Source organism: Micromonospora krabiensis (assembly GCF_900091425.1).
In the GTDB taxonomy this organism is placed as follows: Bacteria; Actinomycetota; Actinomycetes; order Mycobacteriales; family Micromonosporaceae; genus Micromonospora; species Micromonospora krabiensis.
The window spans coordinates 865,138-883,964 of the sequence record NZ_LT598496.1; the positions used below are offsets into that span (position 1 = coordinate 865,138).

Here is an 18,827-nt window from a genome sequence, read left to right on the forward strand (position 1 = left end):
CTCCTAGAGTTCCCGTACGCGGACGTTGCGGAACTCGGTCAGGTCGTTGTCGCCGTGGTTCTGCAGGCCGACGAAGCCGCTGAGGAACTGCCGCAGGTCGGTCGGCGGGTCACCGGCACGGGAGGACTGCTTGCCGGGCGTGTTGTCGAACTCGTTGATCACCACGCCGTTGCGGATGATCGTGTAGTGCTGCCCGACGGCCCGGATCTCGTAGTCGTTCCACTGCTGCTTCGGGGTGACGCCGGCCTGGGCGAGCGGCACCGGGTCGAAGTTGTAGACCGAGCCGGTCTTCTGCGGCTCGCCGGTCTCACCGTCGTAGATCTGGATCTCGTGTCCGCAGTAGATGGCGACCCACGCCTGATCGGTCCGGGCCGACCCGACGGTGCCGCAGCTGCCCGGTGGACGTTGGGCCAACGGGATCCGCGGATCCGGGAACCGGATGAAGACGCCGGTGTTGGCCCGGCCGGTGCCCGGGGCGATGTCGCGGAACTGAAGCTTCAGCGAGAAGTCACCGAGTTCCCGGGTGTGCCAGAGCATGCCCATGCCGCCGCTGGACCGCAACGCGCCGTCCGGCTGGATGCTGAACGACCCGGACGGCGCCTGCTGCCAGCCGCGCAGCGACTCGGCGGTGCCGTCGTAGAGCGCCTCGTACCCGGTGTGCCCCTCCCGGCCGATCGGGGAACTGGCGGCCAGGCGGGTCAGCGTACCGACCTCACGGGCGGTGAGGAGGTCGTCGTCCTGCATCGCGCGGGCCACGTCGGTCACGTGCCGCACGAAGCTGTCGTGGCTGGGCCAGCTGCTCTCGTCGTCGATCAGGTCGTTGACCGTGCACCCCTGCCCGACCGTACGGCTGGGCACGCCGGTGTCGGTGTCGCCGAGCCAGATCGTCTGCCGGCTGTCCGGCACCGCGCAGCCCGCGGTGACCGTGGCCTGCACCGTGGCCTTCTCCCCGTCGGCGTACGTGACGGTCAGCTTCGCGGTGTAGGTGCCGACCTTCGCGTACGTGTGCCGCGGGTTCGCCTCGGTCGACGTGCCGCCGTCGCCGAACTCCCAGCGGTAGCTGACGCCACCCGAGCGGGAACCGGTGAAGGCGACGGTCAGCGGCTTGTTCTGGACGGCCACCGAGGTAGCGGCCGGAGCCGGGGTGGGCGCGCCCCCGGTGTAGGTGATCCGGATCAGCTTCTGGTTGGGGTGCAGGCTGAAGAAGCCGCCTCCGTAGTCCAGCAGGTAGAGCGCGCCGTCCGGGCCGAACTTGGCGTCCATCCAGCTCTGCAGCCGGTTGTCCCCGTTGCCGCTCGGGATGATGGCCCGCAGCGACTCGGCGTACAGCGGCGGGGCCGCCTGCGGCACGCCGGCCGGGTCGACGGTGACCGCCACCCGGTTGTTGGCGTTGGACTGGTCGCCGATGAACCACTTGTCGTCCCAGTACGCCGGCCAGGCCACGCCGCTGTTCGTGTCCACCCGGTCCCGGTGGTAGGTCGGGCCGGACATGATGGCCTGCCCGCCGCCGCGCAGGTACGGCTGGGTGTAGGTGGCGTCGGCGGCGACGTACGTCGGCAGGCCGCTGCCGTCGGTGCGCTTCGGGAAGACCGGGCCGCCGCCGTCGGGGGAGTACCAGATCATGTTGTCCCGGGCCGGCGGGATGTTCACCAGACCGGTGTTGCGCGGCGACTCGTTCTTCAGGTTGTCGCAGTCGTACCAGCCGGTGAGCACGCTCGCGTCGGTGCTGCTGCGGTCACGGTAGGGCTGCCGGTTGCCCATGCAGTACGGCCATCCCTGGTTACCGGCCGAGGTGATGATCGTCGCCGTCTCGTACTTGGCCGGGCCGAGGATCGGGCTCGGCGAGGAGGCGTCCGGGCCCACCCAACCGGCGGTCAGCCACTGCCGCTCCGGGTCGATCTGCAGGCGGGCGATGTTGCGTACGCCCATCACGTAGATCTCCGGGCGGGTCTTCTCGGTGCCCGGCGGGAAGAGGTTGCCCTCCGGGATGGTGTACGTGCCGTCCGGCTCCGGGTGGATCCGGATGATCTTGCCGGCGAGGTCGTTCGTGTTGCCGGAGGTGCGCCGGGCGTCCTGGAACGAGATGCCCTCGTACTCCTGGGTCCAGTTGTTGCCGGAGTAGCCCTGCGACCCCTCCGAGGAGTTGTTGTCGCCGGAGCCGACGTACAGGTTGCCCTTGTCGTCGAAGGCCATGCCGCCGCCCGCGTGGCAGCAGCTGTGGATCTGCACCGGGAACTGCAGGAGGTCCTTGCGGGTGGCCTGGTCGATGGTCTGCGCCGTCCGGTCGTAGGTGAACCGGGAGACGGTGCGCTGGCCGATCCGCTTGACCCGGTCGATCGACTCGTGCGGCATCCAGTAGACGTAGAGCCAGCCGTTGTCGGCGAACGCCGGGTCCGGCACGATACCGAGCAGGCCCTCCTCGTTCTTGACCAGCTCGGAGCCGCTGCCCCGGTTGCCCATCACGGGCAGCGTGGTGAGCAGCTTGACCTGCTTGGTGCGCGGGTCCCAGGAGTGGATGGTGCCGCAGCCCAGGCCGACGTTCGGGTTGCTCCAGTCGGCGATCGGGCCGCTCGGACAGGCCGCCTTGCCGACGTAGAACACCGTGCCGTCCGGGGCGATCGTCAGCCCGTGCGGCTCGCCGATCTGGTCGAGCTGTCCGGTCTGGTTGGCCGCGGTGAGCCGCTCCACCTTGTAGTTCGCGGCGATGGTCGCCTGGCAGTCACCGCGTACCCGGCCGGTGGTCCAGTTGAGCGCGCCGGCCAGGTGGGTCCGGAACGCCGCCTCGCCGTAGCTGCCCTCGGTGTGGCCCATGCCGGTGTAGAAGGACCGGCCGCCGTCGTAGTCGCGGCACCAGGACACCGGGTGGAAGGGACCGTTGGCGCCCGGTCCCGGGTTGTAGTGCCGCTCCTCGACCTGGGCGAGGGTGTGGACGGTGCCGATCGGGTTCGGGTCCCAGTTGTCCCAGCGGTCCGAGCGGGTCAGCGTCATCGGCAGCGACGCCGTCGCCGGGTGGTTGCGGTCCAGGATGTTGACCACCGACTGGCTCACCGGGGGGAGCTCCGGCTCGGTGGTGCTGCCGGTGAAGAGCCGCAGGTCGGCGAGTTGGATCAGCGGCTCGCCGCTGTTCGCGGTGATGTTCAGCCGGAAGTGCTTGAACTCCTGGGGCGTCGCGATGTCGAAGCGGCGGGTCTGGAACCGCTCCGGGAAGGTCTGCCCGGTGCGCCGGTCCAGGTCCGTCCAGCTCTGACCGTCCGCCGAGCCCTGAAGCGTCCAGTCCTTCGGGTCCCGGCCGACGAAGTCGTTGGCCGAGGTCAGGGCGTAGCCGGTGACGCGCTTGGGGGCGGCCAGCTCGTACGCCACCCAGCCCGTCGGGGTGCGGGTGAGCCACTTGGTGTTGGCGTCGCCGTCGGTCAGCTTCTCCTTGGTCTCGTTCGGCGGGTTCTCGCCGGAGGCGCTCACCCGGGCCACCGGCTCGGCGACCGGGATCGCGCCGGCGGGGCGGGTGCCGATCAGCCCGGTGAACCACGTCGAGTCGACCTGGGCGCGGGCGGCGTCGGCGATGCCGACGAAGCCGCCGCCGGCCTTCATGTAGCTCTGCAGCGCCGTCTCCTGCTCACGGTTGAGCGGAGCGCCGGCAGCGGAGAGGAACACCACGCTGCGGTACGCGGCCAGCCCGGTCGTGGTGAACACGGCCGGGTCGGTGGCCTCGGTGACCTGGATGTCGTGGCCCGCGGCCAGGTTCTTGATCTCCGCCGTCGCCCGGATCACCGGGTCGTCCTGCTCGGCCGCGGGACCGTGGAAGACGAGGACCTTGACCTGGTCCTCCGCCGCGGCCGCCGCCCGCGGTGCCGCCTTGGGGGCGGCCGCCGCGACCGCCGCCGAGGCGGGCAGCAGTGTGGCGATCGCCGCCATCGTGGCGAGTGTTCGTCGTACGTTTCTGGTCATCCCCTGCACCCTCCGATCGGGATCAGCCGTGCTGCTGGTGGGTGTGGCCTTGGAACCGGTGGATCGCCTCCTCCGCGCCGGGCGGCATGCTGCCGTCGGCGTTGCGCACCAGGAAGATCCCGGCCATGCCGCCGTCGGAGTGGGTCTGCACGTGGCAGTGGTACATCCACGCCCCGGGCCCGACGCCCTCCCCGGCGAGCACCTGGAAGCCGAAGGAGCTGCCCGGGTTGAGGTCCTTGTTGTCGATCACGTGGCTCGGGTCGGCGGGGCCCTCGAGCATGCCCGTGCGGTTGTCCGCCCAGCGGTGGGCGTGCAGGTGGAAGGTGTGGAAGAGGTTGCCGTGCCCGATGGCGATCCACTCCACCCGCTGGCCCAGGTTCGCCTCGAACATGGGCGTGTTCGGCGCCATCCTGTTGTTGATCATCATGTCGTGGAAGACGACGGTGAACTGCTTGTCCGGCAGGATGTCGCCGCGACGACGGACGATCAGCGCGCCGTAGAGCCCCTTGGCCACCCCGGCGGTGCCGTGGTCGGTGCCCATCGCGTGATCGTGGTAGTGCCAGTAACCGGCGCTGCCCGGCATGAACCGCCGGCCGGAGGCGAGGAACATCTCCCGGGACCGCCACACGTACGTGCGGGTCTCGCCCGGGTTGTTGAACGAGGCGTTGAGCGGGCTGCCGTCCGAGTCGGTGCTGTAGTCCACCCCGTGCGGGTGGATGGACAGCCGCTGGGTGGTGGTGTTGACCAGGGTGATCTCGAGGGTGTCGCCCTCGTACATCTCCAGCACCGGGCCGGGCACGGTGGCCTGTCCCGGCGCGAGCCCGTAGCCGAAGAGGCCGCCGGGCAGCTGCTCGGCGTAGATGGTGATCCGTCTCGTGGCACCGGCGGCCTGGGCCGGGGTGCCGGCGAAGGGATTGCCGAGGGTGGGCGCGGCTACGCCCACCGCCCCGGCGGCCAGCACTCCGGTGGCCATCAGGGATCGACGGGACAGGTGACGGGGGGAGCCGGCGGGATGGTCCATGGCACTCCGTTCACGGCCGGACAAGCCGTGACAGGGCAGCGTGCGGCCGTCGTCCGACCCGCGGGGGCTCCGGACGCCCGTGACCCTGGTCGCGGACTTCTCTCAGCAGAGTCAGAACTTTTGTCGAACGACGAAAATCTATGTACGTCATAGACGGAAGTAAAGCTCTGCCTACGAAAAGACCGGCACGTGACAACGTTGGCAAGGATTGATCAGCATCTTGTCATCACGCGTCCGAACATCCGCAAAATGCCCCGCCCGCCCGGCCCGCCTAGCGCCGCCCCGCCCAGCGCCGCCCGCTTGGCGCACGTCGCCCCCGCCCGCGGGGGTTTGGGGGCCGGGGGTGGTCGGGGGTGGGGGTGGATGTGCGACGTGGGTGGGACCCGTGCCGGGAGGCGCGGTGTCCCACCCACGGTGGGTGGTGCGGGTGCGGGGATCAGGCCTGCTTGGTCTCCCAGAAGATCTCCGCGATCTCGTTGATCTTCGCCAGGAGCCGGTCGGCGACCTCGGGGTCCGCGGACCCCTTCGCCCCGCCGGCGCCGGCCAGCTTGGTGGCCTCGTTGAAGAGACCGTGCAGCTGGGGGTACTTCTCGAAGTGCGGTGCCTTGAAGTAGTCGGTCCAGAGCACCCACAGGTGGTGCTTGACCAGCTCGGCCCGCTGCTCCTTGATGATCAGGGCGCGGGTGCGGAACTCCGGGTCCTCGTTGGCCTGGTACTTCTCGCTGATGGCCTTGATCGACTCGGCTTCGATCCGGGCCTGGGCCGGGTCGTAGACCCCGCAGGGCAGATCGCAGTGGGCGCTCGCCACCGTGCGCGGGATGAAGAGACGTGACAGTCGCATCAGGTGACGCTACGACCTCAACCGGACTTCACGTCAACTCCCGTGAAGTGGATCTCAGCGCGGCGAGGCGCCGAGGGGCGGAGTGTTACGTTTGCCCCTCTCGAAGGCTGTCGGGGGGACGTCCCGCCCCACCTCGATCCTCGCGAAACCGCCGGGCTTTCGGACACGACCGACAGGGAGGGCGCATGCAGACGCGCACCGATCTCATCGAAGATCTCATGGGACGCTTTCCCCATGTGCCGCGCGAGGCGGTCATCAAGGAGGACCTGCTGCGCGGGGGCCTCGCCTTCGACGACTCGGCGTTGACCGACAACGAGGGCGGCGACGTCAAGCCCAAGTCGTACTTCATCTTCTCCTTCGACCACCGCACCCTGCCGGAGCTGGGCGAGGCCGCACTGCGCCGCCCGCCGGAGGAGATCGTGCTGACCGGGGGCCCGTACGGTCTGCGCCGCACCGTCGTGTCGGTCCGCACCAACCCCGACTCGCCGTACGTGGTCAAGCCCGACGCCGACGGTCGACTGATGCTGTTCCTCGACGGCCGGCCGATCGCCGAGGTGGGCCTCCCGCCGATGCCGGACTACTACCGGCACACGCTCGACAACGGCAAGTCGGTGATGGAGGTCGCGCCGACCATCCAGTGGGGCTACCTCATCTACCTGACCGTGTTCCGGGTCTGTCAGTACTTCGGCGCCAAGGAGGAGTGCCAGTACTGCGACATCAACCACAACTGGCGTCAGCACAAGCAGGCCGGCCGCCCGTACACCGGGGTCAAGCCCGTCGAGGAGGTCCTCGAGGCGCTGGCGCTCATCGACCGCTACGACACGGCGCGCGCCTCGCAGGCGTACACGCTGACCGGCGGCAGCATCACGTCGAAGGTCGAAGGGCTGGCCGAGGCGGACTTCTACGGCCGCTACGCCCAGGCGATCGAGGAGCGCTTCCCCGGCCGGTGGATCGGCAAGGTGGTGGCCCAGGCGCTGCCCCGCGCCGACGTGCAGCGCTTCCACGACTACGGGATCCGCATCTACCACCCGAACTTCGAGGTGTGGGACAAGCGGCTCTTCGAGCTCTACTGCCCCGGCAAGGAGCGGTACGTGGGCCGGGAGGAGTGGCACCGCCGCATCCTCGACTCCGCCGAGATCTTCGGGCCCCGCAACGTCATCCCGAACTTCGTCGCGGGTGTGGAGATGGCGGCCCCGTTCGGCTTCACCACCGTGGACGAGGCGATCGAGTCGACCACCGAGGGCCTGCAGTACTTCATGTCCCGTGGCATCACCCCGCGCTTCACCACCTGGTGCCCGGAACCGACCACGCCGCTCGGCCGGACCAACCCGCAGGGCGCGCCGCTGGAGTACCACATCCGGCTGCTGGAGGCGTACCGCGCGACGATGGAGGCCAACGGCCTGTCCAGCCCGCCCGGCTACGGTCCGGCCGGCCCGGGTCGGGCGGTCTTCTCGGTCAGCTCGTTCATGGACAGCCTGCCCGCCGACGAGGCCGACCCGCAGAGCTGATCGACCCGCGCATCTGATCGCCCCGCTGGCCGTCGGTCCCGTACGGCGGCCGGCGCCAGGTCGACGATCCGGTCCGCCCAGCGGTCCAACAGCGGCTCGTCGTGGCTGATGACGAGGACACCGGCGTCCCGGCTGCGCTGGTACGCGGTGACGACGGCCGCGACGTGGGCCTGGGTGGACGCGTCGAGCATGGCGGTCGCCTCGTCGCAGAGCAGGTAGTCGGGACGGTGCGCCAGCGCGCGGGCCAGGCAGGCGCGTTGCAGTTGCCCGTCGGAGACCGCGTGCGGCCGTCGGCCGAGCAGGTCCGGGGTGAGACCGACCAGGTCGGTGAGTTCGTCGACCCGCTCCCGTACGGCCCGCTCCGGCGTGCGGATCGCGCGCAGCGGCTCGGCGACGAGGTCGACCAGGCGCAGCCGCGGATCGGCCGCGGCGCGGGGGCTCTGGAACAGCACGGCGACGCGCGTACGCACACCGACCGGCACGGCGTGGCGGACGCCGGCGACCGGTGTGCCGTCGATGCTGACGCGGCCCCGGTCGGGCGCGTGCAGCAGGGCGAGCACCCGGGCGAGGGTGGACTTTCCGCTGCCGGAGGGCCCACGCAGCCCGACGGTCTCGCCCCGGTCGATGCGCAGGCTGACCTCGTCGAGCACCACCTGACGGCCGTGGCTGACGGTCACCGCGTCGGCGAGCAGGTGCGCTGGGTTGGTCACGCGGCGGCTCCGTCGCTGCGGGGGTGGTGGCAGGCGACGGTGCCGTCGCCGGTCGTGGTCGCTGGTGGCGGGGCGGCGCAGCGGTCGGTGCGCCGGGGACAGCGGGGCGCGAACGCGCACCCCTCGGGCAGCGCGGTGAGCATCGGCGGATGACCCGGCACGGGCCGGAAGGCGCGGTCCGGCAGGGCGTCGAGCAGCGCCGCGGCGTACGGGTGCGTGGGCGAGCCGAACAGGGCGTCGGCGGGCCGGTGCTCGACGACGCGGCTGGCGTACATGACGGCCACGGTGTCGGCGACCCGGCGCGCGGCGGCCAGGTCGTGGGTGATGAGGACGACCGCGGCACCGGCGTCGCAGCGGCGGCGCAGCAGGTCGAGGGTGTGGTCCACGAGTGGACGGTCCAGGCCGGTGGTGGGCTCGTCGGCGATGAGCAGCGGCGGGTCCGGCGCGAGCGCGAGCGCGCTGACCAGGCGTTGGGCCATCCCGCCGGAGAGCTCGTGCGGGTAGCGGTCCAGGTCCGCCGGGTCCAGCCCGACGTCGTCTGCGAGCCGGTCGGCGTCGTCGCGGTCGCGACCGTGGGCCCGCAGCGTCTCGGCGAGCAGCCGCCGACCGGTGCGGACAGGGTTCAGCGCGGTGGCCGGGCTCTGCGGGATCAGCCCGACCCGGCGGCCACGCACCTGCCGCGCCAGCCGGCGCTGCCCGCAGGTGACCAGGTCGACCGGTTCGGTGCCGGGGTGGCGCAGCAGCGCACGGCCGGTGACGGTGGCGTTGCCGGGCAGCAGGCCGAGCAGCGCGTGGGCCAGCACGGACTTGCCGCAGCCCGACTCGCCGACGATCGCCAGCAGCTCGCCGGCGCGGACGGTGAGCCGGAGGTCGGTCACGGCGTGCACGGTCGCGTCGCGCAGCCGGAACCGGACGCCGAGGCCGTCGACGTCGAGCATCGGCGGGTCGGTGTGGTGGGCCGGCGAGCCGGTGCCGGCGAGGGCGTCGGTGACGGTCACAGGTGCAGCTCCGCTCGGACGCGGGGATCGAGGCGGTCGCGCCACCGGGCGGCGAGGACCGCGATGGCGAGGGTGACGACGACGATCACCGCGCCGGGTGCCAGGCTCGCCCACCACGCGCCGGTCAGCAGCGAACCCTGACCGTCGTTGATCATGTTGCCGAGCGAGGCGAGGTGGGGTGGCAGGCCCAGGCCGAGGAACGACAGGGCGGTCTCGTGCCACACGGCGTGCGGGATCATCAGGGTGGTGGCCAGCGCCAGTCGGGGGAGCACGTGCGGTAACAGGTGCCGCACCAGGATGCGCCCCCGGCCGGCTCCGCCGCTGACGGCGGCGTCGACGAACGGCCGGGTACGCAGGCTGAGCAGCTCGGACCGGACGATGCGGGCGGTGGACAGCCAGTGGGTGAGCGCGACGGAGGCGATCACCGCGCCGAGGCTGGGTCGCAGCATGGCGACGATGAAGATGCCGAGCAGCAGGTGGGGAAGCGCGGCGACGGTGTCGACGACCCGCATGAGGATCCGGTCCACCCGACCGCCGACGGCGCCGGCGATCCCGCCGACCACGCCGCCGATGACGGTGGCGACCAGCGCGGCCACCGCCCCGACGAGCAGCGAGACCCGTAGGCCGTAGAGGGCGCGGTGGGCCACGTCGCGGCCGAGGTCGTCGGTGCCGGCAAGGTGCGTGAAGGAGGGCGCGAGTCGCGTACGGTCCAGCGCGACGGCACTCTCGTCGAGCGGCCAGAGCAGCGGGGCGAGCAGCGACCCGAGCACCGCGACGAGCAGGACGGCACCGGCGGCGACGGCTCCGGCGCGGTGGCGGCGGGTCCGCGACCGGACCGGGCGCGACGGGGACGGCCGGGCGGCGAGGTCAATCATCGAGCCGCACCCTCGGGTCGGCCGCCGCGTACGCCAGGTCGGTCACCAGGTTCGCGGCCAGCACGACGGCCGTGGTCACCAGCGTGATCGCGGCCAGCAGGGGGAAGTCGCTGCCCAGCGCGGCGGAGACCGTGACGGCGCCGAGACCGGGCAGCGAGAAGACCGTCTCCACCAACACCGCGCCGCCCACGAGTTCGGGCAGGTGGGTGCCGACCAGCGTGAGGAACGGCAGCAGCGCGGTGCGCAGCGCGTGCCCGAACAGCACCGTCCGTCCGGGCAGTCCGCGGGCGCGGGCGGCGAGCACGTGGTCGTCGCGCAGGCTGTCCGCCACCGCGTCGCGGACGAACAGGACGAACCACGGCGCCTGCGACACGGCCAGCACGCCGACCGGAAGGATCAGGTGGTGGGCCACGTCGGTGAAGGACGTGCCGCTCGCCGTCACGTCGGTGAGCCCGCCGGCCGGCAGCCATCCCAGGGCAAGGGCGAACACGGCGATCGCGGCGAGGCCGAGCCAGAACGCCGGCATCGACTCGACGGCGTACGCGGTGGCCCGCAGCGCGCGGTCGAACAGCCCACCCCGCCGGTACGCGGCCAGCGCGCCCAGCAGCAGGCTCGCCACCAGGACCACGGCGAGGGTGACGCCGATCAGCAGCAGCGTCCAGCCGGCCCGGGCGGCGAGCACCGAGGCGACCGGTTCGTGCCGGCTGGTCGACCAACCCAGGTCGCCCCGCAGGAGATTCCCGACCCAGCGCAGATACTGGACCGGCAGCGGGTCGTCGACGCCCCAATTGGCGCGGATCTGCGCCAGGTTCTCCTCGCTGGCGGTGAACGCCGCCGCGCCGGCGTACTGCTTCGCCGGGTCGACCGGGGACGCGGCGCCGAGGGCGAACATCCCGACGCTGGTCGCGAAGAGCACCGGCACGGCCACCAGGAGACGACGCCGGACCACCGCCCCCGCTCCGGCCAGCCGGGCGGAGCGGCGCGATGCCGTTGGGGTGGTCACGACCGCGTCCAGGTGTGGATGTTCCACCAGAGGCTGTTGGCGACGCCGTGCTCGTGCGGCTCGACCCGGGGCGTCACACCCTGAATCCCGGCCTTGAGCACGTAGGTGTGCCGCAGGTAGGTGAGGAACAGCCACGGCACGTCGGCGGCGAGCTGCTTCTGGAACTGCGCGTACGCCGCCCGGCGGGCCGCCGGGTCGGCCTGGTCCCGGCCGCTCTGCAGCGCCTGGTCCACGATCGGGGAGCGATACGAGCCCGGGTTGAAGTAGCCCTGCCCGGCAAAGCGTGAGCCGAAGAGCTTGTAGGAGACGAAGTCCGGGTCGTACGGCGTGCCGTACCCCATCAGCAGGGCGTCGGACTTCATGCGCGGGTCGATGGCGTCCCAGGTCAGCCCCTCGGGCGTCACCGCGACGCCGATCTTCTTCGCGTCGGCGGTCACCGCCAGGGCCAGGTCCTTGCGCAGGGTGTCGCTCGCCGGGTACATCAGCGTGAACCGGGCCGGCCGGCCGTCCTTGACGCGTACCCCGTCCGGGCCGGGCTTCCAGCCGGCCGCGTCGAGGAGCGCGGACGCGGCGGCCGGGTCGCCGGTCGGTGAGCCCGCGATCGACGGATCGGCGAACTCGGAGGTGGGCGGGACGGGGCCGAACGCCGGGTCGCCGGCGCCACCGAGGATGCCGTTCACCATCGCGGCCCGGTCGACGGTCAGGTGCAGTGCCCGCCGGACCGCCGCGTCGGCGAGCACGGGGTTGCCCATCGGCAGCATCACGCCCCGGTAGTCGGCGGTCGGCACCCGCTCCACCCGGTACGCGTCGTCGGAGCCGAAACCGGCGGCGAGCTTGGGCGGCAGTTCGGTCGCGTCGAACTCGCCGGCCCGCATCCGCTGGGCGCGCACGTTGTCGTCGGCGACGAAGGCGACGACCACCCGGTTGTTCGCCGGCCGCCCGCCGAAGTAGCGCTCGTTCGCGGTGAGCACCAGCCGGTCGCCCGGGGTCCACGACTCGACGCGGTAGGGACCGGTGCCGACCGGCTTGCGGTTGAACTCCGCCTTGTTGAGGTCCTGCCCGTGGAGCAGGGCGGCGGGCACGACGCCGAGGGTGAGGCGCTGGAGGAACGGCGCGTAGGGGTGGCGCAGGCGGAACACGACCGTCGCAGGGTCGGGTGCGCTGACCGACTCCACCATGTCCAGGTCGGAGCGGAGCGTCGAGTCGACCTTCGGGTCGAGGACGGCCTGGTAGGTGAAGACGACGTCCTGGGCGGTGAGGGTGCTGCCGTCGTGGAACAGGACGCCGTCGCGGAGCGTGGCGGTGACGGTGCGGCCGTCCGCCGACACCGCCGGCAGTTCGCGGGCCAGCGCGGGGATGAGCGTGTTGTCGGCGTCGCGGGCGACGAGCCCGTCGAAGACCAGCGCGGCACCGTCGACGCCGTAGTTGAGCACGGGGTTGAGCGCGTCCGGCTCGTCGGCGGTGGCCACGACCAGGGTCGACCCGCCGGACGTTCCGGCCGGGTCGGTCGGGGCCGAGCAGGCGGCCAGGGCCAGCAGAGCAGCCGCCGCGGTCGTCACCGCCAGGCGGTGGAGGGTCGGGCGCAACCGGATCACGGGGTGCTCCTGCGGGTTCGGGATGAGGGCGCGGGTCGACGCGGGGTCGCCCGGCAACAGTTGATGATCACGGTGGCATAGTTGCAACTCTTTGGCAATTACCAGATGTGCGCATGATGAACGGCGGTCCCGGCGGACCGCCCCCCGGGCGCGTGATCAACGACTGTTCACGTCGCCGTCGCGTGCCAACCACCGACCCGGACCTGGGCGTTTCCCCACCCTCGGCAGGGTGGTGCGGCCTCACCCACCGCACGATCCGGAGCACCTCCCGTGTCCTCAGCCGGACATCGCCGCCACCGCGACACGGCGATCGCCCTCGGGCTGGCGGCGATCGCCGTCACCCTGTCCGTCACCGCCGCGCCCGCACCGGCGGCGGCGCATCCCTTCGGCGACCCGCAGACCGTCGACGTCGCCGCCCACGACCAGCGCCCCGAGGTCGTACGTGTCCGGTGGCGCGTCGGCGGCACCGACGACCTCGCGCTGCTCGGCGTGACGCTCGGTCTGCTGCCGCGCGACCGCGTCCGCAGCGACGGCGCGGTCGAGTATCGGATCACCGACGCCGCGCTGATCGCCGGATCGGCGTCCTTCGCGGCCTACCTGCTCTCGCACGTCACCGTCTCCGACCATGGGCGGTCGTGCTCGGGCGCCGTCGCGCCACCCAGGGCGCTGACCCGCACCGGCGCCACCATCGAGTTCACCTGCCCCGGCCCGGTCGACACGGCGACCGTCACGGTGCGCATGCTGACCGACCTCAACCCCGCCTACCGGGCCCTCGCGACCGGACCCGACGGCCAACGCGCCGTCTACGAGGTGGGCCGGGACGTCCATGAGTGGGTGTTGACCGGTGCGCCCGATGCCGGCGGCCGGAGCCTCGCCCGCAGCGCGCTCGGCCAGCTCGGCGCCGTCGCGGTCGGCGTGCTGCTCGCCGTGGCCGCCCTGCTCCTGAGCGTGCGTCACCTGAAGCGTCGGAAGGCTGCGGCATGACCCTCGACACCGTCTACGCCGCCTCCGTCTCGGACCGGCTGCAGGACCTCATCCACTCGCCGGGCGTGCCGCCGTTGGCCTTCGTCCTCGCGTTCGCCGCCGGCGCCGGCCACGCGGTCGCGCCCGGCCACGGCAAGAGCCTGGCCGCGGCGTACCTGGTCGGCTCACGGGGGCGGATCCGCGACGCCGCGTGGCTGGGCGGCTCGGTCGCCGTCATGCACACCCTCTCCGTGCTGGTGATCGGTGTGGCGTGGACGTTCCTGTCCCTGGCCGAGGTCGTCCGGATGCAGGAACTCACCGGTTGGCTGCAGCTCGCCGCCGGCGTGATCGTGCTGGCCACCGGTGGGTGGATGGTGCGCCGGCACCTGCGCTCCGGCGGCCACGGCCACCATCACAGCCACAGCCACGACCACGACGGCCACGACCACGGCAGCGGGTCGGGCAAGCGGCCCGGCCTGCTCCTGCTCGGCATCTCCGGCGGTCTGACCCCGTCACCGGCCGCGTTCCTCGTGCTGGCCACCGGGCTGTTCCTCGGTCGGGCGGGCTTCGCGCTGCTGCTCGTCCTGACCTTCGGCCTGGGCATGGCCGTCGTGCTCTTCGGTGTGGGGCTCCTCGCCGTCGCCGGCAGCGCCCTGGTCGTCCGGGGAGCCCGCTCACACGCCCTGCTGCACCTGGCCAGTCGGGTGACGCCGGTCCTGGCCGCCGGGGGCATCACGCTGTTCGGCGCCGGCCTCGTGACCGTCGCCGCGGTCCAGCTCGCCACCGGGTAGGCGCGCGGGTCGCTCAGCCGACGCGCCCCCGCGCCGACGGCCGGTCTCCCGCCAGGGCCGCCACCAGGTCGTCGCGTGCCCTCGCGACCCGGGACCGGATCGTACCGACGGGGCACCCGCACACCTGCGCCGCCTCGGCGTACGAGAGGCCGACGATCTGGGTGGCGACGAACGCCTCCCGCCGGTCCGCGTCGATGGTGAGCAGGACGGACTCCAGTGCCACCGCGCCGTCGAAGCCGCTGCCCGCGTCCGTCGGATCGTGCCGGTCGGACAGCGGCACGGTCCGCGGGCGCGCGGCGGCGGACCGGACGTGGTCGACCACCACCCGCCGCGCGATGGCGAGCAGCCACGTCCGCGCGGACGAGCGCGCGGCGAACGTCGGTAACGACCGCACCGCCCGCAGGTACGTCTCCTGGGTCAGGTCGTCGGCCTCACGCGGGCTGCTCAGGTGACTGACGAAACGCCACACCTGGTGCTGGGTGGCCTGGATGAAGCGGGTCGCGGCCCCCTGGTCGCCCCGGCCGGCGGCGAGCGCCCACGCCGTCACCGCGGCCTCGTCGTCCGTCACCGGTCACCGTCGCTTCCCGGGAGCGGACCGGCGGCGGTGGGCGAGGGCGCAATGATCGCGTGCATGCACCAGTAGTCGGTCCGCGGCTGCCCGGAGTTCCCCGCCGGTCGGGGAAATCTCATGGACGACCATCGCTGTCCCGTCGAGCGCCGCGGGTCGGCTCAGCGCAGCGCGTCGTCGCGCAGCACCGCGTGCGCGCCCACCGTCTGGTTGACGATCTGGGTGACCCGCACGTCGACGGTCACGCTGGCCAGCGCCACCGCGTCCGCGCGGCTGACGCCGTGCAGCCGTTGCAGCAGGGTCAGCATCGAGTCCAGGGCCAAGAAGGTCGCCTCGTCGAGGGTCGGGCCCACGCCGAGGGTCAGCCAGGCGTCCGCGGTGCGGGCGACCGGGCCGGTGACCGGGAAGTCGTCCCGGACGTCGAGGGTCACGGTCACCTCGTCCATCGGACACTCGATGGCGGTGCCGCCGATCTCGCCGTCGCCCTGCGCCGCATGCCCGTCGCCGACCGAGAACAGTGCTCCGTCGACGGGGATGGGCAGCAGCAGGGTGGTGCCCGCCGTCAACTCGCGGCAGTCGAGGTTGCCGCCGTGCGGTCGGGGTGGCACCGTCGAGTGCCGTCCGGGCTCGGCCGGTGGCATGCCGAGCACGCCCATGAAGGGCCGCAACGTGACCGTGTGGCCGTGCTGGTTGCGGCCGGTCATCGTCGCCGCGTCGAGCGTCCAGGCGTGCACGACGCCGTCGTCCGCGACGCCGTACCGCTGGTTGAAGCCGCTGGGCCAGCCACCGGCGACAGTCGTGCCCCAGGTCGCCGGGACGATGGCGTCGAGGCGGACCGAGAGCGTCTGCCCGGCGCGGGCGCCGCGAACGGCCACCGGGCCGGTCAGCGCGTGGCCGTGGTCGGGCCGGTACTGGGGGACCCTCGGCCGCTCCCGGTGCGGCCCGCCGGCGTACGGGGCGGCTGACCACCAGCAGTCCAGGGTGCGGTAGGTGACGGTGTCGCCGGGGTCGACGGTGAGGGCCGGCGCGAGGTCGGGGTCGAAGTGACCGTGCAGGGTCTTGTCGTCCGGTGCGAGGATGTGTCGCATCTGGAGCAGGCTAGTTGCCCTCCCCGGCACGGGGACAGGGGTGTGCGCGGCCGGCGCCGGCCCGCCCGGATCGCCGAGCGCCGACGCGGCCCAGCGATCCGGACGTACGCGGTCACCGCTGCAGGAGCCGGAACGACTGCGCTGCCGTGCCGTTGCAGGCGTACTGCACCAGTTGGACGCTGTCGGCGGTGGAGCCACCGGGCACGTCCAGGCACTTGCCGCTGAGCCGGTTGACGAGGCGGTAGTAGCCGCCGGTCTCCGGGACGGCCTGCCACTGCTGGTTGTTGCCGCCGCTGTAGGTCCAGAGTTGGATCGGCGCGTTGTCGGCGGTGGACACGTTGGTGACGTCGAGGGACCGGGCGCTGTTGTTGCGGTTGTTCACCCGGGCGTAGCCGCCACTGGTCGGCTGGAACTGGTACTGCTGGGCGAAGGTCGTGTTGCAGGCGTACTGCTGGACGGCGGTGCCGTTGGCGGTGCCGGCGGCGCGGGCGTCGACGCACTTGCCGCTGCCCCGGTTGACGAGGCTGTACCAGGCGGTCGGGGAGATGGGGTCCGTGGGCGGGGGAGTGGTGCCGCCACCGCCGCCCAGCCAGAGCAGCCCGTCGATGAGGAAGCGGTTCTGCACCTCGCTGGCGAACGTGGACGACAGCGGAACCTTGTTGACGTAGTCCATCGCGTTGTGGCCGAAGTTGGCGTAGAGCATCTTGTAGGCCGTGTTCGTCCACATGATCGGGTAGTAGCCGCTGTACCAGGTCTGGCCCGGGTCGGTGCCGAGCGGGAAGCTGCTCGGGTCGACCGAGGCGAGGATGCTGATGTTCGGGTTGGTCCGCAGGTCGCGGCTCCAGCTGTACCACTCGCTCACCGACGAGGTGAAGGTGGCGGGCAGCCGGGCGGTGGACGGGTGGGTGCGATTCTCGGTCCGCAGGACCGCGGTGGTCGGGCCCCAGGTGTTGGTCTGGAACGCGCCGGTGCCGAGGAACTGGTTGTGGTACCAGTCCCAGCCGCCGGGGTTGGTGGTGAACGCGGAGACGTGGAAGCCGAGCCAGGCGCCGCCGCCGCGCATGTACTGCTCGAACGCGGGCCGTTGGGCGGCCGGTGGCAGGTCGTCCAGGAAGATCACCACCTGGTACTGCGCCAGGTTGGCGGTGTTGAGCCGGCTCCAGTCGTTGGTCGCCGTGTAGGTGAAGTTGTGCTGCGCGGCGATCTGCGGGAACCACTGGTTGGCCTCCCGGACGAAGCTGATGTGCGCGTCGTCCCAGGTTCCGTTGTAGAAGGCGATCACGTTGAAGGCGGGGGCCGCCGCCCGGGCGTTGCCGGTGCCGGGCTGCGCGAGGACGGTCATGAGCACCAGGCAGAGCGCGAGGAGTCGCGCCACTCTGCGGGTGACGGTACGGCGAGCACGGGCGAACATGGCACGTCCTCTCGATCGTCGTCGCGGCGTCGGGGGGCGACACGACGAGCCGTGTAACTGTTATGAACCTTTACCAATCTTTCCATCGAGATCGACCGATGCGCAAGGCGGCGGCCGTCGGATCCTGCTGAGAAGATCTTCTCGTGCGGGAAACCTCTGCCGCGGCGCGTACCGCCGCCATCGCCGTCGCCGTCGGCCTCCACTACGGCTACTTCGGCGCGGCCATGGCCGGCGCCCAGCTGTTCCTCACGCCCGCCCTGGGCCTGTCCGTCGGTGAGCAGGGCAGCCTCTTCGCCGTCCCGGTGATCGGCATGCTCGTCGGCGTGCTGCTGGCCAACCGGCTGGTCACGACGGCCGGTCGCCGCGCGACGCTGCTGGCGGCGGCGCTGGTGGCCGCCGTGCTCGGCGCGTTGTCGCCACTGGTCGCCCACCTGCTCTGGCTCGACGCCACCCGCCTGCTCATCGGGCTGGCGATGGGGGTGACCACCGTCGTCGTCCCGGTCTACATCGCCGAGGCCGCGCCGACCGCCGTCCGGGGCCGGATCGCCGTCCTCTACCAGGTCGCCACCGTCGGCGGCATCGTCGCGGCGTTCCTCGTTGCCTACGCCCTGGCGGGCGCCGGACTGTGGCGGGTGATGATCGGCCTCAGCGCCCCGCTCAGCGCCGTCGCGGCGGCGCTGCTGCTGCGCGCACCGGAGACCGACCGGGGCCGGGCGGCCCGAGCGGAGGCGCGCCGGGCCGGCACCGGCCGTGCCGGGGGAGCGGTCGCCGAGCTGCTCGGTCCGCGATACCGGACGCTGACCCGGTTCGTGCTCGTTCTCGGCGCGCTGATCCAGCTCACCGGCGTCAGCGCGGTCAGCAACTTCAGCCCGCGGATCTTCGAGGGCATGGGTTACCGGGGCACCTTCGCGCTGCTCGTGCTCCCCGCCGTCGTTCAGACGGCCGGTGTGCTGGCGGCGCTCGCCTCGTCGGCGACCGTCGAGCGGCTCGGCCGCCGGGCCACGCTGCTGACCGGCACCGCCGTGATGGCCGTCGGGCACGCCCTGCTGGTCCTCGCGTTCCTGACCGACCGGGGAAGCGGCGTCCTCGGCCTGGCCGGTCTGCTGGTGTTCACCGTCGGGTTCAACGCGGGGCTGGGCTCGCTGCTGTGGATCTACGCCTCCGAGGGCTACACCGACCGGCTGCGCAGTGCCGGCGCGACCGCGCTGCTGCTGCCGAACCTCGCCGCGAACTTCCTGTTGGCGCAATTCTTCCTCGGTGCGCTGACCGCGTTCGGCGGTGCCGCCACGTTCGCCCTGCTGCTCGGGGTGACCGTCGCGGCCTGGCTCTTCCTCCACCGGCAGGCGCCCGAGACGCGGGGTCGGACGCTCGACGAGATTCACGCGTACTGGCAGGGCGGACGCCGGTGGCCCGCCGACGCCGCCGTCCCGGTGGCCCGTGCGGGTCAGGGGTCGGCCCGGTAGGGCCACCGGGCCGGGAACGTGAGGAGCGCGTCGCCGTGGAGGCGACC

The 18,827-nt window shown here is 72.3% G+C and carries 15 protein-coding genes; 4 read left to right on the forward strand and 11 right to left on the reverse strand.

Translation table 11 applies throughout. The features are described from left to right. Nucleotides 1-3 precede the first annotated feature (3 nt). From GA0070620_RS03765 to sodN, 3 genes are all read right to left on the reverse strand, one after another. Nucleotides 4-3,945, reverse strand: a complete 3,942-nt coding sequence (locus GA0070620_RS03765) for a ThuA domain-containing protein (RefSeq protein ID WP_091588577.1) — start codon at nt 3,943-3,945, stop codon at nt 4-6. A 22-nt stretch (nt 3,946-3,967) separates the two neighbouring features. After that, complete coding sequence (locus tag GA0070620_RS03770) at nt 3,968-4,966, reverse strand: multicopper oxidase domain-containing protein (protein WP_091588578.1); 999 nt, start codon at nt 4,964-4,966, stop codon at nt 3,968-3,970. 436 nt (nt 4,967-5,402) lie between these two features. Next, on the reverse strand, nt 5,403-5,807 hold the full coding sequence (gene sodN / locus GA0070620_RS03775) for a superoxide dismutase, Ni (protein ID WP_091588579.1): 405 nt from the start codon (nt 5,805-5,807) through the stop codon (nt 5,403-5,405). Nucleotides 5,808-5,992: 185 nt separating this feature from the next. Here sodN and GA0070620_RS03780 point away from each other — a divergent pair, with 185 nt between their 5' ends. Further along, nucleotides 5,993-7,315 (forward strand): radical SAM protein, encoded by a 1,323-nt coding sequence (locus GA0070620_RS03780; RefSeq protein ID WP_091588580.1) that lies wholly within the window; start codon nt 5,993-5,995, stop codon nt 7,313-7,315. Here GA0070620_RS03780 and GA0070620_RS03785 read toward each other — a convergent pair. The 5 genes from GA0070620_RS03785 to GA0070620_RS33450 are packed head-to-tail and all read right to left on the reverse strand — an operon-like array spanning nt 7,225 to nt 12,553. Next, nucleotides 7,225-8,025: an ABC transporter ATP-binding protein gene (locus GA0070620_RS03785; protein WP_231922207.1), complete on the reverse strand. Its 801-nt coding sequence runs from the start codon at nt 8,023-8,025 to the stop codon at nt 7,225-7,227. The genes GA0070620_RS03780 and GA0070620_RS03785 overlap by 91 nt on opposite strands. Then, entirely contained in the window at nt 8,022-9,023 is a 1,002-nt protein-coding gene (locus GA0070620_RS03790; RefSeq protein ID WP_231922208.1) for an ABC transporter ATP-binding protein, read from the reverse strand. Before GA0070620_RS03790 ends, GA0070620_RS03785 begins: the two co-directional genes overlap by 4 nt. Next, a complete protein-coding gene (locus tag GA0070620_RS03795) occupies nt 9,020-9,898 on the reverse strand; it encodes an ABC transporter permease (RefSeq protein WP_091588581.1) in 879 nt (292 codons plus the stop codon). The genes GA0070620_RS03790 and GA0070620_RS03795 overlap by 4 nt, the downstream gene beginning before the upstream one ends. After that, nucleotides 9,891-10,901 (reverse strand): ABC transporter permease, encoded by a 1,011-nt coding sequence (locus GA0070620_RS03800; RefSeq protein ID WP_091597944.1) that lies wholly within the window; start codon nt 10,899-10,901, stop codon nt 9,891-9,893. The genes GA0070620_RS03795 and GA0070620_RS03800 overlap by 8 nt, the downstream gene beginning before the upstream one ends. Then, nucleotides 10,898-12,553, reverse strand: a complete 1,656-nt coding sequence (locus tag GA0070620_RS33450) for an ABC transporter substrate-binding protein (RefSeq protein WP_231922209.1) — start codon at nt 12,551-12,553, stop codon at nt 10,898-10,900. Before GA0070620_RS33450 ends, GA0070620_RS03800 begins: the two co-directional genes overlap by 4 nt. Nucleotides 12,554-12,766: 213 nt before the next feature. On the opposite strand from GA0070620_RS33450, the gene GA0070620_RS03810 reads away from it, so the two are divergent. Further along, nucleotides 12,767-13,480: a hypothetical protein gene (locus tag GA0070620_RS03810; RefSeq protein ID WP_091588582.1), complete on the forward strand. Its 714-nt coding sequence runs from the start codon at nt 12,767-12,769 to the stop codon at nt 13,478-13,480. Then, nucleotides 13,477-14,250: a HoxN/HupN/NixA family nickel/cobalt transporter gene (locus GA0070620_RS03815; RefSeq protein WP_091588583.1), complete on the forward strand. Its 774-nt coding sequence runs from the start codon at nt 13,477-13,479 to the stop codon at nt 14,248-14,250. Before GA0070620_RS03810 ends, GA0070620_RS03815 begins: the two co-directional genes overlap by 4 nt. A 13-nt stretch (nt 14,251-14,263) precedes the next feature. Here the strand turns inward: GA0070620_RS03815 and GA0070620_RS03820 are convergent, their stop codons facing one another. The 3 genes from GA0070620_RS03820 to GA0070620_RS03830 form a co-directional block, all read right to left on the reverse strand. Next, nucleotides 14,264-14,818: a sigma-70 family RNA polymerase sigma factor gene (locus tag GA0070620_RS03820; RefSeq protein WP_091588584.1), complete on the reverse strand. Its 555-nt coding sequence runs from the start codon at nt 14,816-14,818 to the stop codon at nt 14,264-14,266. 161 nt (nt 14,819-14,979) lie between these two features. Continuing rightward, nucleotides 14,980-15,906, reverse strand: coding sequence for an acetamidase/formamidase family protein (locus GA0070620_RS03825; RefSeq protein ID WP_091588585.1), 927 nt, complete (start codon nt 15,904-15,906; stop codon nt 14,980-14,982). Between the two features lie 112 nt (nt 15,907-16,018). Next, on the reverse strand, nt 16,019-17,281 hold the full coding sequence (locus GA0070620_RS03830) for a ThuA domain-containing protein (RefSeq protein ID WP_231922210.1): 1,263 nt from the start codon (nt 17,279-17,281) through the stop codon (nt 16,019-16,021). Nucleotides 17,282-17,460: 179 nt separating this feature from the next. Here GA0070620_RS03830 and GA0070620_RS03835 point away from each other — a divergent pair, with 179 nt between their 5' ends. Continuing rightward, entirely contained in the window at nt 17,461-18,780 is a 1,320-nt protein-coding gene (locus GA0070620_RS03835) for an MFS transporter (RefSeq protein ID WP_091588587.1), read from the forward strand. Nucleotides 18,781-18,827: the final 47 nt, after the last annotated feature.

Bases quoted from the DNA above. Each gene is read 5' to 3' on its own strand.
- GA0070620_RS03765 (WP_091588577.1), bottom strand. From the start codon at position 3,945: ATGACCAGAAACGTACGACGAACACTCGCCACGATGGCGGCGATCGCC.
- GA0070620_RS03770 (WP_091588578.1), bottom strand. From the start codon at position 4,966: ATGGACCATCCCGCCGGCTCCCCCCGTCACCTGTCCCGTCGATCCCTG.
- sodN (WP_091588579.1), bottom strand. From the start codon at position 5,807: ATGCGACTGTCACGTCTCTTCATCCCGCGCACGGTGGCGAGCGCCCAC.
- GA0070620_RS03780 (WP_091588580.1), top strand. From the start codon at position 5,993: ATGCAGACGCGCACCGATCTCATCGAAGATCTCATGGGACGCTTTCCC.
- GA0070620_RS03795 (WP_091588581.1), bottom strand. From the start codon at position 9,898: ATGATTGACCTCGCCGCCCGGCCGTCCCCGTCGCGCCCGGTCCGGTCG.
- GA0070620_RS03815 (WP_091588583.1), top strand. From the start codon at position 13,477: ATGACCCTCGACACCGTCTACGCCGCCTCCGTCTCGGACCGGCTGCAG.
- GA0070620_RS03825 (WP_091588585.1), bottom strand. From the start codon at position 15,906: ATGCGACACATCCTCGCACCGGACGACAAGACCCTGCACGGTCACTTC.